The 15,798-nt window shown below is 71.8% G+C and carries 8 protein-coding genes and 2 rRNA genes; 4 read left to right on the top strand and 6 right to left on the bottom strand.

Annotated elements, in window-relative coordinates; all coding sequences use genetic code 11:
• Positions 1-72: ribosomal RNA gene (locus ACFWEE_RS05115) — 23S ribosomal RNA — on the top strand; the annotation flags it as partial.
• A gap of 77 nt (positions 73-149) precedes the next feature.
• Positions 150-266: ribosomal RNA gene (gene rrf, locus ACFWEE_RS05110) — 5S ribosomal RNA — on the top strand.
• A gap of 191 nt (positions 267-457) precedes the next feature.
• Here rrf and ACFWEE_RS05105 read toward each other — a convergent pair.
• Positions 458-997, bottom strand: coding sequence for a DUF2000 family protein (locus ACFWEE_RS05105; protein ID WP_386886469.1), 540 nt, complete (start codon positions 995-997; stop codon positions 458-460).
• Between the two features lie 16 nt (positions 998-1,013).
• Between ACFWEE_RS05105 and ACFWEE_RS05100 the strand changes: the two genes are divergently transcribed.
• On the top strand, positions 1,014-1,895 hold the full coding sequence (locus ACFWEE_RS05100) for an AraC family transcriptional regulator (RefSeq protein ID WP_386886467.1): 882 nt from the start codon (positions 1,014-1,016) through the stop codon (positions 1,893-1,895).
• A gap of 10 nt (positions 1,896-1,905) precedes the next feature.
• Here the strand turns inward: ACFWEE_RS05100 and glgB are convergent, their stop codons facing one another.
• The 4 genes from glgB to ACFWEE_RS05080 all read right to left on the bottom strand — a co-directional run bounded on the left by glgB (position 1,906) and on the right by ACFWEE_RS05080 (position 9,869).
• The gene (gene glgB, locus ACFWEE_RS05095; RefSeq protein ID WP_386886465.1) at positions 1,906-4,356 is read right to left on the bottom strand and encodes a 1,4-alpha-glucan branching enzyme; all 2,451 of its coding nucleotides are present in this window, start codon (positions 4,354-4,356) and stop codon (positions 1,906-1,908) included.
• A 126-nt stretch (positions 4,357-4,482) separates the two neighbouring features.
• The gene (locus tag ACFWEE_RS05090) at positions 4,483-5,925 is read right to left on the bottom strand and encodes a maltokinase (RefSeq protein ID WP_386886463.1); all 1,443 of its coding nucleotides are present in this window, start codon (positions 5,923-5,925) and stop codon (positions 4,483-4,485) included.
• Positions 5,926-6,165: 240 nt separating this feature from the next.
• Positions 6,166-7,872: a maltose alpha-D-glucosyltransferase gene (treS, locus tag ACFWEE_RS05085; RefSeq protein WP_386886461.1), complete on the bottom strand. Its 1,707-nt coding sequence runs from the start codon at positions 7,870-7,872 to the stop codon at positions 6,166-6,168.
• A complete protein-coding gene (locus ACFWEE_RS05080) occupies positions 7,869-9,869 on the bottom strand; it encodes an alpha-1,4-glucan--maltose-1-phosphate maltosyltransferase (RefSeq protein ID WP_386886459.1) in 2,001 nt (666 codons plus the stop codon). The genes treS and ACFWEE_RS05080 overlap by 4 nt, the downstream gene beginning before the upstream one ends.
• Positions 9,870-10,569: 700 nt before the next feature.
• Between ACFWEE_RS05080 and glgP the strand changes: the two genes are divergently transcribed.
• Positions 10,570-13,275: an alpha-glucan family phosphorylase gene (gene glgP, locus ACFWEE_RS05075; protein ID WP_386886457.1), complete on the top strand. Its 2,706-nt coding sequence runs from the start codon at positions 10,570-10,572 to the stop codon at positions 13,273-13,275.
• A gap of 141 nt (positions 13,276-13,416) precedes the next feature.
• On the opposite strand, the gene ACFWEE_RS05070 is transcribed toward glgP, so the two are convergent.
• A complete protein-coding gene (locus ACFWEE_RS05070; protein WP_386886455.1) occupies positions 13,417-15,459 on the bottom strand; it encodes a M4 family metallopeptidase in 2,043 nt (680 codons plus the stop codon).
• Positions 15,460-15,798 lie beyond the last annotated feature (339 nt).

Genomic DNA, 15,798 nt, shown 5'->3' with positions numbered 1-15,798 from the left:
TTGATAGGCCAGATGTGGAAGCCCGGTAACGGGTGGAGCTGACTGGTACTAATAGGCCGAGGGCTTGTCCTCAGTTGCTCGCGTCCACTGTGTTGGTTCTGAAATAACAACCGCCGTGTTTTGATCCGGTTGGTTAAATTTCATAGTGTTTCGGTGGTCATTGCGTTAGGGAAACGCCCGGTTACATTCCGAACCCGGAAGCTAAGCCTTTCAGCGCCGATGGTACTGCAGGGGGGACCCTGTGGGAGAGTAGGACGCCGCCGAACAATTTTTCCGGGAGACCCCCGTGCCATAAGGCACGGGGGTTTTCTGCGTTTACGGGACGTGCGAACCGAGCCGCAATCGGTCGGCACGATCCGGGTGCGGGGCAGGATGCGGAGCGCATGGCAGCTCCCCGAGCGAGGCGCGGGCCCCGGACCGTGACGGCGTCACGGAGCCCGCGCCGGCCCGCCCCCACTCAGGGGTGCATGCGCGCGCCCTTGAGGACCTTGTCCACCGCGTTGCGCGGCCCGTACACGGCCAGCCCCACCAGGTCGAGCGCGTCCGCGCCCACGGCGCGTACAGCCGCCCGGTTGTCCCGGTCGTTGCCCGTGGCGAACAGGTCCGAGGTGAACAGGGACCTCGGCAGGGCGCGGGAGAGCGCCCGCCGGTGCGCGGCCGTCAGCACCTCCTTCGTCCCCTCGAAGACCAGCACGGGCTGACGGAACATCGGCAGGTAGGGGGTCCCGTCGGCGTCCTCGTAGGGCTCGCCGACCACCTCCGGAGCGACCGTGCCGAGCCCGCTGACCAGGAAGGCGGTCACGTTCAGCCGCTGCCAGGTCTCCAGGTCCTCGCGGAGCAGCACGGCGATCTTGGTGTCGAAGCGGACGGGGGCGTTGTCGTCCGGAGCGGTGACCTGGGCGGTGACCGGGGCAGTGGCCGGGGCAGTGGCCGGGGCAGTGGCGGGGGCGGTGACCTGGGCGGAGTTCCCGGCGGCGTTCTCGTTCTCGGTGTTCATGCTCCGAGACTCCGCGATGCACGCCCGCCCCGTCTTGTACGTTCTATGCGTGACGTCCGAGCAGGAGATCTCCGCGTGGCGCCCGCACGTGCCGGGCGTCGTCGAGGTCCTGCACGCCCACTTCACCGAGCACGCCTACCCCATGCACGTCCACGACGCGTGGACCCTCCTGATCGTCGACGACGGGGCCGTCCGCTACGACCTCGACCGGTACGAGCGCGGCACTCCGCGCGACACCGTGAGCCTGCTGCCCCCGCAGGTCCCGCACAACGGCTCGCCCGCCACGGCGCACGGCTTCCGCAAGCGCGTCGTCTACCTCGACATGACGCAGCTCGGCGCGAGCCTCATCGGGCCGGCGGTCGACCACCCGGACTTCGCCGACCCCCTGCTGCGCACCCGCGTCGGCCAGCTGCACGCGGCGCTCGCGCACCCCGGCGACGCGTTCGAGGCGGAGAGCCGGCTGGCCTTCGTCGGCGAACGGCTCCGCGCGCTGCTGAGCCCCCGGCGCGATGACGGCGCCGGCGCGGTACCCGACGGCCGGGGCGTCGCCCGGGACCTGCGCGACCTGCTCGACGAGCGGCTGCCCGAGGGTCTGACCCTGACCGAGGCCGCGCGACTGGTCCACGCCCACCCCACCCATCTCGTACGGGCCTTCAGCGGCGCGTTCGGCATCGCCCCGCACCAGTACCTGACGTCCCGCCGTGTCGACCTGGCCCGCCGTCTGCTGCTCGACGGGCTGCCGCCGGGCGAGGTGGCCGCCGCCGCGGGCTTCCACGACCAGTCGCACCTCACCCGGCACTTCAAGCGGATCATGGGCACCACCCCGGGCCGGTATGCCGGGGGAACGCCCGGAGGCCCGGACCGTGCGGTCCGGGCCTCCGGGGGCGCGGGGGTGTGACCGCCGCGGGTCAGGCCGGGCGGAACCAGACCGTCGCCAGCGGCGGCAGGGTCACGGTGATGCTGGCCTGGCGGCCGTGCGCAGGTACCTCCTCCGGCTTCAGCGGCTCCTCGTTGCGGACGTCGCCGCCGCCGTAGCGGGCCGCGTCGGTGTTCAGCACCTCGACCCAGCTGCCGGCCGACTCCGGCACCCCGAGCCGGTACTCGTGCCGGACCACCGGGGAGAAGTGGGAGACCGCGAGCAGCGGGGAGCCGTCCGCGTCGTAGCGGAGGAACGCCAGCACGTTGTCCTCCGCCGCGCCGCCGTCCACCCAGCTGAAGCCGCCCGGGTCGGTGTCGCGCTGCCAGAGCGCGGGCACCGCGCCGTACACCGCGTTCAGGTCGCCGACCAGGTCGCGTACGCCGCGGTGGTCGCCGGACGCCTCGTACGCCGGGTCGAGCAGCCACCAGTCCGGGCCGTGGCCCTCCGACCACTCGGCGCCCTGTGCGAACTCCTGGCCCATGAACAGGAGCTGCTTGCCGGGGTGGGCCCACATGAAGCCGAGGTAGGCGCGGTGGTTGGCGCGCTGCTGCCACCAGTCGCCGGGCATCTTCGACACCAGCGCCTGCTTGCCGTGCACCACCTCGTCGTGCGAGATCGGCAGCACGTAGTTCTCGCTGTACGCGTACACCATCGAGAAGGTCATCTCGTTGTGGTGGTACTTGCGGTGCACCGGCTCCTTCGCCATGTAGGTGAGGGAGTCGTGCATCCAGCCCATGTTCCACTTCAGCCCGAAGCCGAGCCCGCCGAAGCCGTCCGGTCCGATGTGGTGGGTGGCGCGGGTGACGCCGTTCCAGGCGGTGGACTCCTCGGCGATCGTCACCACCCCGGGGTTGCGGCGGTAGACGGTCGCGTTCATCTCCTGGAGGAAGGCCACCGCGTCCAGGTTCTCCCGGCCGCCGTGCTCGTTGGGCGACCACTGGCCGTCCTCGCGGGAGTAGTCGAGGTAGAGCATGGAGGCGACCGCGTCGACCCGCAGCCCGTCGATGTGGAACTCCTCGCACCAGTAAGTGGCGTTGGATACCAGGAAGTTGCGGACCTCCTTGCGGCCGAAGTCGAACTCCAGGGTGCCCCAGTCCGGGTGCGCCGCACGGGACGGGTCGGAGTGCTCGTACAGCGGGCGTCCGTCGAACTCGGCCAGCGCCCACTCGTCGCGCGGGAAGTGCGCGGGCACCCAGTCCATGATCACGCCGATGCCCGCCCGGTGCAGCGAGTCCACCAGGTGGCGGAAGTCGTCGGGGGTGCCCATGCGCGAGGTCGGCGCGTAGAAACCGGTCACCTGGTAGCCCCAGGAGCCGCCGAACGGATGCTCGGAGACCGGCATCAGCTCCACGTGCGTGAAGCCGAGGTCCTTGACGTACGCGGGCAGTTGATCGGCGAGTTGGCGGTACGTCAGACGGGGGCGCCAGGACGGGAGATGGACCTCGTACACCGAGAAAGGCGCCTCGTGCACCGGGCGGTCCCCCCGCCGCTCCATCCAGTCGCCGTCCTGCCACGCGTAGTGCGAGGCCGTGACCACCGACGCGGTGGCCGGGGGCACCTCCGCGGCGCGGGCCATCGGGTCGGCGCGCAGGGTGTGCGAGCCGTCCGGGCGGCAGATGTCGAACTTGTAGAGCGCGCCCTCGCCCACGCCCGGGAGGAACAGCTCCCACACCCCGGTCGACCCGAGCGAACGCATCGGCAGCCCGGTGCTGTCCCAGTAGGTGAAGTCGCCCGCGATCCGCACCCCCCGCGCGTTGGGCGCCCACACGGTGAACCGGGTCCCGGCGACCCCCTGGTGCTCCATGACCCGGGAGCCCAGCGCGGTCCACAGCTCCTCGTGCCGCCCCTCGCCGATCAGGTGCAGGTCCAGCTCACCGATGGCGGGCAGGAAGCGGTACGGGTCCTCGATCTCGATCTCGTCGTCCGCGTAGCCGACCAGCAGCCGGTACTCCGGTACGGCCCCGAGCGGCAGCACGCCGGAGAAGAAACCGTCGCCGTCGTCGAGGAGTGCCGCGCGGAGTCCGGCGTGCGCCCCCTGGGCCAGCACCGTCACGGCACGCGCGTGCGGGCGCAGTACCCGTACCAGTACCCCGCCGTCGTACGGGTGCGCCCCGAGCAGGTCGTGCGGGGCGTGGTGCTCGCCGGCGAGCAGCCGGCCGCGGTCCGCGTCGTGCAGGGCGGGCGCGGGCCGGACGCCCTCCTCGGTGCCACCGCGCCGGGGGCGGGGCGGCACCCCGGTCTTCCGCTTGGCCTTGGCGGCCTTCGCCGGGGGAGCGTCCGCCGGGGCGGGCGCGGGCGCGGTCGTGGTGACCGTGGCGGTCGCGGCGGAGGCCGTCGGCTCGGGCACCTCGGCCGCCCCGGTCGTCACCGGCTGCGGGGCTGGTACGGCCTCGGTCTCGACGGGGGCGGGCTTCTTCCTGGACGGCTTACGGGCGGTCACGGGGGACGGCCTCCTCGGGGGATCGGTCGGTGCGGGGGGCGGGGTGTGCGGAAGGGGAGGACCGTGCGGGCCGGGGCGCCCGCGGGTCCACCGGGCCGCGCGGCGGGGATGCCGCGCGGACCCGGATCAGGTGGACGCGGCCAGCCGCTGGATCGCGGCCATCGGGACGGGCAGCCAGTCGGGGCGGTGCCGTGCCTCGTACAGCACCTCGTACACCGCCTTGTCCGTCTCGTGGGCGCGCAGCAGCTCGGGTTCGCTGCGCGGGTCGGTGCCCGAGACGTCGGCGTACCCCTCGCAGTAGGCGGAGCGGCAGCGCTCCGCCCACGCGTCGCTCCACGGGCGGTGGGAGCGGGCCGCGTAGTCGAAGGACCGGAGCATTCCGGCGACGTCGCGCACCGGTGGCTGCGGGCTGCGGCGTTCGGCGAGCGGCCGGGCGGGTTCGCCCTCGAAGTCGATCAGTGACCAGAACCCGTCGGCGGCGCGGAGGGTCTGTCCGAGGTGCAGATCGCCGTGGACCCGGTGGGTGGCCCAGGAGCGCCCCCGGTGTCCGAGCTCCGCCACCGCGTCGAAGGCGGCGCGCAGCGCGGGGACGTACGGCAGGAGCGCGGGGACCGCCTGCGCGGTCGACTCCAGCCGCTGGGTCATCCCGGCGACCAGCTGCCCGGTGGCGGGCAGGCGCAGGTCGGGGCCCGGCAGGGCGGAGGCGAGTGCGGAGTGGACCTCGGCGGTGGCCCGGCCGAGCGCGCGCGCCTCGGGGACGAAGTCGCGCCCCTCCGCGAGCGCGCCGAGGGCCAGTTGCCAGCCGTCCTCGGCACCGCGCAGGAAGGGTTGCAGCACTCCGAGGGTGAGTGGTTCCGGGGTGGTGGCCTCGAACCAGGCGACGGGTGCGGGCACCCGTCCGCAGCCCTCGCCGACGAGGGCGAGCGGCAGCTCCAGGTCGGGGTTGGTCCCGGGGAAGACTCTCCGCAGGATCTTCAGGATGTACGCGTCGCCGAAGACGAGCGAGGAGTTGGACTGCTCGGTGTCCAGCAGCCGGGGCGCGAGCCCGGCCGGAATCGTTTCGGCGCGTTCGAAGCGGAGCGCGCCGAGCGGGCCGGGGCGGCGGAACCGCTCCAGCAGCAGCCCGGCGAGGCGGGGGTCGTGCAGGCCCTCGTACACGGTGCGGCCGGCCAGCGGGCCGTCGGTCACCCGCCCGATGAGGGCGGAGGCCAGGCTCGGCGGCAGGGTGGTGCGGACTCCCAGCAGGAGCTGGTAGCAGTCGCCGGTGGCGCGGGCGGGCAGTCCCGGCTGGTGGACCCGGACCAGGAGGTGGAGCAGTCCGGGGCCGGTCGCCGAGGAGTCCACCGGCAGTATCTCGGTGGCGGAGACCAGGGTGAACCCGGCCACCGGGTGGCCCTTTCCGGCGAACCAGCGTTGCCGGGGGAGCCAGTCGTGGAGCAGCGGGGCGAGTGAGGGCAGCAGGGTTGTTCCCGCCGCGGCGCCCCCGGGCCGAGGCTGGGGTTGCGGGTGGGGCGCCTGTTTCGTGGTGTTCTTCGCCAGGGCGACGTGAGTGGATGCAGCCTCCGACATGGCATCGCGTCCTTTCCCCGGGCACACAGATGCGAGGAGTGTCCCGGATTGCGGCAATGGCTGTCCGGCTGTGCGGGACGTGTCGGGTGAGGATGGTCCGTACGGACTCGAATGGCCCAATGGCCGTCCGGGTCCTCCAGCGCTCGATGTGGGGGAGAGTGCCCCGTGCGGGACGGCGGAAACCGTCCCGCAGGAGCCGTGCGTGCCGTTCCTCCGGGCACAACGGCCCGGCGGCGCCCGTCAGATGGCGGGGGCTTCCTTCCGCAGGCGGAACCAGTAGAAGCCGTGTCCGGCGAGAGTGAGCAGGTAGGGCCACTCACCGACGGCCGGGAACCGCACCCCGCCGATCAGTTCGACCGGGTGGCGTCCGTTGAACGACTTCAGGTCGAGCTCCGTCGGCTGTGCGAACCGCGAGAAGTTGTGGACGCACAGCACGAGATCGTCCCCGTACTCGCGGGTGAACGCGAGCACCGCCGGGTTGGACGAGGGCAGTTCGGTGTACTCGCCCAGCCCGAAGGCCGGATTCTGCTTGCGGATCTCGATCATCCGGCGGGTCCAGTGCAGCAGCGAGGAGGGCGACGCCATCGACGCCTCGACGTTGGTGACCTGGTAGCCGTAGACCGGGTCCATGATCGTGGGCAGGAAGAGCCGGCCGGGGTCGCTGGAGGAGAAGCCGGCGTTGCGGTCCGGTGTCCACTGCATCGGGGTGCGCACCCCGTCGCGGTCGCCCAGCCAGATGTTGTCGCCCATCCCGATCTCGTCCCCGTAGTAGAGGATCGGGGAGCCGGGCAGCGACAGCAGCAGAGCGGTGAACAGCTCGATCTGGTTGCGGTCGTTGTCGAGCAGCGGGGCGAGGCGGCGCCGGATGCCGATGTTGGCGCGCATCCTCGGGTCCTTGGCGTACTCCGCGTACATGTAGTCGCGCTCTTCGTCCGTGACCATTTCGAGGGTGAGCTCGTCGTGGTTGCGCAGGAAGATGCCCCACTGGCAGTTCTTCGGGATCGCCGGGGTCTTGGCGAGGACTTCGGAGACCGGGTAGCGGCTCTCCCGCCGTACGGCCATGAAGATGCGCGGCATCACCGGGAAGTGGAACGCCATGTGGCACTCGTCGCCGCCGGCCTGGTAGTCGCCGAAGTAGTCGACGACGTCCTCGGGCCACTGGTTGGCCTCGGCGAGGAGCACGGTGTCCGGGTAGTTGGCGTCGATCTCCTTGCGGACCCGCTTGAGGAAGCCGTGGGTCTCGGGGAGGTTCTCGCAGTTGGTGCCCTCGCGCTGGTAGAGGTACGGCACCGCGTCCACGCGGAAGCCGTCGATGCCGAGGTCCAGCCAGAACCGGAGGGCGGAGATGATCTCCTCCTGCACCGCCGGGTTGTCGTAGTTGAGGTCGGGCTGGTGCGAGAAGAACCGGTGCCAGTAGTACTGCTTGCGCACCGGGTCGAAGGTCCAGTTGGAGGTCTCCGTGTCGACGAAGATGATCCTCGCGTCGGGGAACTGCTTGTCGTCGTCGGCCCAGACGTAGTAGTCGCCGTACGGGCCGTCGGGGTCCGACCGGGACTGCTGGAACCACTCGTGCTGGTCGCTCGTGTGGTTCATGACGAAGTCGATGATGACGCGCATGCCGCGCTGGTGCGCGGCGTCCACGAACTCCACGAAGTCGGCGAGGTCGCCGAACTCCGGGAGGACGGCGGTGTAGTCCGAGACGTCGTAACCGCCGTCGCGCAGCGGCGACTTGAAGAACGGCGGCAACCAGAGGCAGTCGATGCCCAGCCACTGGAGGTAGTCGAGCTTGGCGGTGATGCCCTTGAGGTCTCCGATGCCGTCGCCGTTGGAGTCCTGGAAGGACCGGACGAGGACCTCGTAGAAGACGGCGCGCTTGAACCAGTCGGGATCGCGGTCCTTGGCGGGGGTGTCCTCGAAGGTGTCGGGGACGGGCTCGTTCACGATCATGGTGTGGGTGACCCTCCGGTCGGCGGGGACGGTCGCAGGACGACGATGTGCGCGGGCGTGATACCCGGCTCTAGGCGCACATAGAAGGTCCTGCCCCAGTGATAGGTGTCGCCGGTGAGCTCGTCGCGCACCGGCACGCTCTCGTGCCAGTCGAGGCCGAGGTGCGGCATGTCCAACGAGACCGTGGCCTCCTGGGTGTGGTGCGGGTCGAGGTTCACGACCACCAGGAGGGTGTTCGATCCCGAGCGCTTGCTGTACGCGATCAGCGCCTCGTTGTCGACGGAGTGGAAGTGGACGTCGCGCAGCTGCCGGAGCGCCGGATGGCGGCGCCTGATCCGGTTGAGCGAGGTGATCAGCGGAGCCAGCGAGCGTCCCTCCCGCTCGGCCGACTCCCAGTCCCTGGGCTTGAGTTCGTACTTCTCCGAGTGCAGGTACTCCTCGCTCCCCGGGCGCACCGGGGTGTTCTCGCACAGCTCGAATCCCGCGTACACGCCCCAGGAGGGGGAGAGCGTCGCGGCCAGCACGGCCCGTGCCTCGAAGGCCGGCCGCCCGCCGTCCTGGAGGTAACCGGGCAGGATGTCGGGGGTGTTCACGAAGAAGTTGGGCCGCATGTACGCGGCGGCCTCGCCCGAGATCTCGGTGGCGTACTCGGTGAGCTCCTGCTTCGTGTTCCGCCAGGTGAAGTACGTGTACGACTGCTGGAAGCCGACCTTCGCCAGCGTGTGCATCATCGCCGGGCGGGTGAACGCCTCGGCGAGGAAGACGACGTCCGGGTCGGTGCCGTTGATCTCCTCGATCACCCGCTCCCAGAAGACGACCGGCTTGGTGTGCGGGTTGTCGACCCGGAAGATCCGCACCCCCCGGTCCATCCAGAACCGCAGCACCCGCACGGTCTCCGTGATCAGCCCGCGCATGTCCTTGTCGAAGGCGATCGGGTAGATGTCCTGGTACTTCTTCGGCGGGTTCTCGGCGTACGCGATCGACCCGTCCGGGCGGTGGTGGAACCACTCCGGGTGTTCCTTCACCCAGGGGTGGTCGGGGGAGCACTGGAGCGCGAAGTCCAGCGCGATCTCCATCCGCAGGGTGCGGGCCGTCTCCACGAAGTGGTCGAAGTCCTCCAGCGTGCCGAGGTCGGGGTGGACCGCGTCGTGGCCGCCGTCCGCCGAACCGATCGCCCAGGGCACGCCCGGGTCGTCGGCGCCCGCCGTCAACGTGTTGTCCGGCCCCTTGCGGTGGGAGGTGCCGATGGGGTGGACCGGCGGCAGGTAGACGACGTCGAAGCCCATCGCGGCCACCGCCGGCAGCCGCTCGGCCGCCGTCCGGAACGTGCCGCTGACCAGCCGGGTCCCGCCGCCGGGGACGGGCTCGCGGCGGGCGCCCTCGGAGCGCGGGAAGAGCTCGTACCACGCGCCGTACAGCGCACGCGGGCGCTCGACGACCAGCGGCAGGGGGCGCGAGGCGGTGACCAGCTCGCGCAGCGGGAAGCGCGCGAGCGGATCGGCCACCGCCGGGGTGAGCGCCGCCGCCAGCCGGTCCGCGGGCGTGCGGGTGGCGTCGCGCAACGCGTCGACGGCGGCCAGCACGGCCTCCCGCCCGTCCTTCTTCGGGACGCCCGACGCCGCGCGCTCGTGGAGCGCCGCGCCTTCGGCGAGCACCAGTTCGGTGTCGATGCCGGCCGGGATCTTGATCTGGGCGAGCCGCCGCCAGGTGGTCAGCGGGTCGCTCCACGCCTCGACCTTGTACGTCCAGCGCCCCTCGGAGTCCGGGGTGACGTCGGCTCCCCACCGGTCCGTGCCGGGGGCCAGTTCGCGCAGCGGGACGAAGGGGCCGCGCCGCCCGCTCGGGTCGCGCAGGACGACGTTGGCCGCCACCGCGTCATGGCCTTCGCGGAAGACGGTGGCGGAGACCTGGAAGGTCTCGCCCACCACCGCCTTCGCCGGGCGTCTGCCGCAGTCGACGAGCGGGCGGACGTCCAGGACGGGGATACGACCGATCATGACATCACCTGAAAGCTGGAGCGGGGCGTGCGGGGACGACGGCACGCGCGGCGAGGACCGCATCCGCGTGCCGCGAGAATGGGGATCAGTCCTTTGTAGCTGCTCAGCTGTCTGCTGACGGGCTGTGGGCATGGCCGCTCCTGTCCGCGTTCACTCGAATGGCACTCGAATGGCTGGCGTGCGCGGGGACGGTGCGCACGCTGCGGGGGTGTGCGCGCGTTCGTGTGATGCCGGGTCGGCTGCGTACGCGGGTAGCCTTCCCACCGCTTTCCCGCGGTCAACCCGGCGCCGTGTTAACTACTGGGTCGTAATCCGGACGCCGCGCGCGTCCGACGCCGGACTCCGGGCGTGCGGCGTCACACGAGTCACCGGGTACCCGCGCTCGGGCGACTCGCACCTCCCGGTGGGTTCGCCACCCCGGAAGCCTCTCCCGGCCGGCCCGGGCCCACAAGGTCGCCCGAGGGGGTGAAATCAGCCATATCCGTTCGGAGCGGGCGGGGTTGCCGGGACTCCGGGGGCTCCTGGGGCGGTGAGCCGCGGGCGGCGCGCGGGCCCGCGGAACCACGCGCCGGTCCGCGCCGCCGCCCCGTGCGCCGTGGCCGTGCGGGGCGGGGGGCCGTTACCGTCGTCGTGGTGGAGCGGCGCACACCGTGGTGCGGCGTCCCCTCGGATTCGCAACTCCCCTGTAAAGGTGGAACGCGTGAAGGCCATTCGTCGGTTCACCGTACGTCCCGTCCTCCCCGACTCCCTGCGACCCCTGCACGACCTCGCGCGCAACCTGCGGTGGTCGTGGCACACCGAGACCCAGGAACTCTTCCGGTCCGTCGACCCCGAGGGGTGGCGCCCGGAGGACGCCGACCCCGTGCGGCTCCTCGGCTCGGTCTCCGCCTCCCGGCTGGCCGAACTCGCCCGCGACGAGGAGTTCCTCGGCCGCCTCGGCGAGGCCGCCGACGAGCTCGACCGGTACCTCACCGGAGACCGGTGGTACCAGAACCAGCTCGCCCAGGGCGGGCAACTCCCCAGCTCCATCGCCTACTTCTCACCCGAGTTCGGAGTGACCGCCGCGCTGCCGCAGTACTCCGGCGGACTCGGCATCCTCGCCGGCGACCACCTCAAGGCCGCCAGCGACCTCGGCGTCCCGCTCGTCGGGGTCGGCCTGCTCTACCGGCACGGCTACTTCCGCCAGTCGCTCTCCCGCGACGGCTGGCAGCAGGAGACCTATCCGGTGCTCGACCCCAACGAGCTCCCGGTCACCCTGCTGCGCGAACACGACGGCACCCCCGCCCGGGTGGTGCTCGCCCTGCCCGGCGGACGCTCCCTGCACGCCTGCGTCTGGAAGGCGCAGGTCGGCCGGGTCCCCCTCCTCATGCTCGACTCCGACGTCGAGGAGAACGCCCCCGGCGAACGCGACGTCACCGACCGGCTCTACGGCGGCGGCAGCGACCACCGGCTCCTCCAGGAGATGCTGCTCGGCATCGGCGGGGTGCGCGCCGTGCGCACCTGGTGCCGTCTCACCGGCGCGCCCGCCCCCGAGGTGTTCCACACCAACGAGGGCCACGCCGGGTTCCTCGGACTCGAACGCATCCGGGAACTCACCGGAGCGGGCCAGGCACCCGGCCAACCCGTCGGCGGGGCACTCGACTTCGACTCCGCGCTCGAAATCGTCCGGGCCGGTGCCGTCTTCACCACGCACACCCCCGTTCCCGCCGGGATAGACCGTTTCGACCGCCAGCTCGTCGCCCGGCACTTCGGCGACGACGGCGAACTCCCCGGCGTCCCCGTCGACCGTGTGCTCGCCCTCGGCGAGGAGACGTACGAGGGCGGCACCCCCGGCATCTTCAACATGGCGGTCATGGGGCTCAGGCTCGCCCAGCGCGCCAACGGCGTCTCCACCCTGCACGGGGCCGTCAGCCGGGAGATGTTCTCCGGGCTCTGGCCGGGATTCGACCCGGCGGAGGTGCCCATCACCTCGGTCACCAACGGCGTGCACGCCCCGACCTGGGTCGCCCCGGAGGTGCTGAGCCTGGGCGCCCGGCAGGTCGGCGAGGACCGCGCCCGGGACGCGCTCGCCGGCGGCGAGGTGGCCACCGGGAGCGGCGCCGACCGCACCGGCACCCCCCGCCGCTGGGACGCGGTCTCCGCCATCCCCGACCGCGAGATCTGGGACCTGCGCCGGGTGCTGCGCGAACAGCTCGTCACCGAGGTGCGCAAGCGGCTCTACGCCTCCTGGCGCAGGCGCGGCGCCGGTACCGCCGAACTCGGCTGGATCGACGGCGTCCTCGACCCCGACGTCCTCACCATCGGCTTCGCCCGCCGGGTCCCCTCCTACAAGCGGCTCACCCTGATGCTCCGCGACAAGGACCGCCTGACCCGGCTGCTGCTCCACCCGACCCACCCCATCCAGATCGTCGTCGCGGGGAAGGCGCACCCCGCAGACGACGGCGGGAAGCGGCTGATCCAGGAGCTGGTCCGGTTCGCCGACGACGCCCGGGTCCGCCACCGGATCGTCTTCCTGCCGGACTACGGCATGGCCATGGCGCAGAAGCTCTACCCCGGCTGCGACGTCTGGCTCAACAACCCGCTGCGCCCGCTGGAGGCCTGCGGCACGAGCGGGATGAAGGCCGCCCTCAACGGCAGTCTCAACCTCTCGGTGCGCGACGGCTGGTGGGACGAGTGGTTCGAGCCGGACTTCGGCTGGGCGATCCCGACCGCCGACGGGTCCGCGGTGGACGACGAGCGGCGCGACGAACTGGAGGCCGACGCCCTCTACGCGCTGATCGAGGACCGGGTCGCCCCGCGCTTCTACGACCGTGGCGAGCACGGGCTGCCCGAGCGGTGGATCGAGATGGTCCGCCGCACCCTGGCCGCCCTCGGCCCGAAGCTCCTGGCCGGACGCATGGTCCGGGAGTACGTGGAGCGGCTCTACGCCCCCGCCGCCGTGTCGCGGCGGGCGCTCGACGCCCCGGCGGCGCGGGACCTCGCCGCGTGGAAGTCGAAGGTACGGGCGGCCTGGCCGCAGGTGGCCGTCGACCACGTCGAGACGGTCACCGACACCGCCGCGAGCGGTTCGGCGGAGCTGGGCGCCACCCTCGCGCTGCGGGTCCGCATCGCGCTGGGCGGACTCGCCCCGGAGGACCTGGAGGTGCAGGTCGTCGCCGGGCGGGTGGACTCCGGCGACGCCCTCGTCGACGCCCAGACCACCCCGCTGAAGGTGACCGGCACCGGCGATCTTGCGGACCACCGGATCTACGAGGGGCCGCTCTCGCTGGACCGCACGGGCCCGTACGGCTACACCGTGCGCGTCCTGCCGTCGCACCCGCTGCTGGCCTCGGGGGCCGAACTCGGGCTGGTGGCGCTGCCGGACGCGACGGTCGGGGAGGAGGAGGGCGGGCCGGTGCTGCGCTGACCGGGACGGCCCTCGGGGGAACGCGCGGACGGCCCGGGAGGAGAGGCGATCTCCTCCCGGGCCGTCCGGTGTGCGTGACCGGCCGGGGTGTGACGGGCCGGTCCCTGGCCGACCGGTCGGTGACCGGTCCGGCCGGGCGGGTCAGAAGGTGAGCTTGAAGCTGTTGATCTTGCCGGTGTCGCCCGAGGCGACGTCCTGCACCTTCAGCTTCCAGACACCGTTGGCGACCTGCGCCGAGGCGTTGACCGTGTAGGTCGCCACCACGTTGTCGGCCGAGTCGCTCGACGAGGAGCTCTTCAGCCGGTACGAGGTCCCGTTCGGGCCGACGAGGTCGACGACCAGGTCACCGCGCCAGGTGTGGGTGATGTCCACGCCGACCTGGAGGGTGCTCGGGGCGTTGCCGGTGACACCGGAGACGGTGAGCGAGCTGGTCACCGCGGCGCCGTTGTCCGGGATCGAGACGGCGGTGCTGCTGGTGAAGACGGTCCCGGTGCCGGGCGTCGTGCCGCCCGGGCGGGAGCCGACGTTGATGGCGGCCCAGGCGTTGGCCACGGCGGTGTACTCGGCGCTCGTCGTGCCGTACAGCTCACCGGCGGCGGCGAGGGTGCCGGTACGCGCGGAGGCGTAGTTGGTCGTCGTGGTGAACTTGGTGGTGAGCGCCCGGTACCAGATCGCCAGCGCCTTGTCCCGGCCGATACCGGTCACGGCGAGGCCGTCCGAGGTCGGCGAGTTGTAGGAGACGCCGTTGACGGTCTTGGCGCCGCTGCCCTCGGAGAGCAGGTAGAAGAAGTGGTTCGCCGGGCCCGAGGAGTAGTGGACGTCGGAGCTGCCGATGCCGGAGAACCACGAGTCGTACGACCCGCCGTCCTTGCTCGGCTTGTCCATGTAGCGCAGCGGGGTGCCGTCGCCGTTGATGTCGATCTTCTCGCCGACGAGGTAGTCGCCCGGGTCGGCCGTGGTGTTGGAGTAGAACTCCACACCCGCCGCGAAGATGTCGCTGGTCGCCTCGTTGAGGCCACCGGACTCACCGCTGTAGACGAGGCCGGCGGTGGCGGCGGTGACACCGTGCGACATCTCGTGGGCCGCGACGTCGAGCGAGGTCAGCGGGGCGGCGTTGCCGGACCCGTCGCCGTACGTCATGCAGAAGCAGCTGTCGGTCCAGAAGGCGTTGACGTAGTTGTTGCCGTAGTGGACGCGGGAGTAGGCGGCGACGCCGTTGCCCTTGATGCCGGTGCGGCCGTGGACGTTCTTGTAGTAGTCCCACGTCTCGGCGGCGCCGTAGTGGGCGTCGGCGGCGGCGGTCTCGGTGTTGGTGCCGACGCCGTTGCCCCAGACGTCGTCCGCGCCGGAGAAGAGCGTCCCGGTGCCGGACGTGCCGTGGTTCAGGTTGTACGTCTTGTGACCGCCGCGCGTGGAGTCGGTCAGGTTGTACGAGCCCGAGGAACCCGAGGTGCCGAGGGTGACGGTGCCGCTGTACTGCGTGTTGCCGGTACCGGTCTCGATGCCCTGCCACTCGAAGAGCTTGGCGCCGGAGGCGGCGTCGGTGATGACGTGCAGCTCGTTGGGGGTGCCGTCCTCCTGGAGGCCGCCGACCACCGTCTCGAAGGCGAGCTTCGGGGTGCCGTCCGCCAGCCAGACCACCTTGCGGGGGGCCTGGCTCGCGGCGGTGGCCTTCGAGCCGTCGGCCGAGGCCGCGGTGAGCGCCTGCTTCTCGGCGGCGGCCGGGGCGATGCCGGCGACGGTGCCGACGGCCTTCAGCTGCGCGCTGGTGGCGGGGGACGCCTTGGCGACGGACTCGGTGGCGCCGGCTTCGCTGGACGTGACGACCAGGTCGCCGCCGAGGACCGGCAGCCCGCCGAGGGTGCGCTCGTAACGGGTGTGCACCGTGCCGTCGGCGTCCTTGACGACGTCACGGACGACGAGCTTCTCCGTCGAACCGAGCCCGAGCTCCTTGGCGGTGGTCGCCTTGTCCGCGTCGGCCGCGGAGATCAGGGCGGCGCGCTGGGCGGGGGAGAGTGCCGCGGGCAGCGCCCCCGAGTTGACCTTGCCCAGGGCGGGGGAGACCGCCGGGGCGGAGGCGGGGGTGGCGGTCGCCGAGGGCGACGTGACTCCCACGGCGACCAGGGCCGCCGCGGCTATCAGTGCGCCGGTCGCGGTGGTGCGACGGCTGTGCGTGAGTCTCACGCGGACTCCTTCTGCGAGGGGGGTACCGGCGGGCAGTGGCCCGGTCGGCAGTGCAGGCGGTGCGCGGAACGACGGAAGAGTGACAGTCGCGGCGGGCCCCTGTCAGGAGCGCGTCAACGATTTGGCCAGAACTCGTCCGTTGCCGGGTGGCCGGTGTTCGTTAAGCGGACGTTTCGTCGATCTTGGCCGCGTGGACATCCGCCGGCCGTCCGGCGCCGTAACCACGGAGAACGGCGGTGTACGGCCCTGGGCGGCTTGTTCGAAATTTTCGGGGCTCCGGGGCTCCGGCTCACGTGCTGAGACGGTGGGGGTGCATGGCTCATAACGAGCCATGCGTTC

The sequence above is a fragment of the Streptomyces sp. NPDC060184 genome (assembly GCF_042728795.1).
Lineage (GTDB): Bacteria > Actinomycetota > Actinomycetes > Streptomycetales > Streptomycetaceae > Streptomyces.
This window is presented reverse-complemented; position numbering and strand designations above follow the sequence as displayed.

Coding starts and splice junctions, on each gene's coding strand:
- ACFWEE_RS05100 (WP_386886467.1), top strand. CDS start 1,014: ATGCACGCCCGCCCCGTCTTGTACGTTCTATGCGTGACGTCCGAGCAG.
- treS (WP_386886461.1), bottom strand. CDS start 7,872: ATGATCGTGAACGAGCCCGTCCCCGACACCTTCGAGGACACCCCCGCC.
- ACFWEE_RS05080 (WP_386886459.1), bottom strand. CDS start 9,869: ATGATCGGTCGTATCCCCGTCCTGGACGTCCGCCCGCTCGTCGACTGC.
- ACFWEE_RS05090 (WP_386886463.1), bottom strand. CDS start 5,925: ATGTCGGAGGCTGCATCCACTCACGTCGCCCTGGCGAAGAACACCACG.
- ACFWEE_RS05105 (WP_386886469.1), bottom strand. CDS start 997: ATGAACACCGAGAACGAGAACGCCGCCGGGAACTCCGCCCAGGTCACC.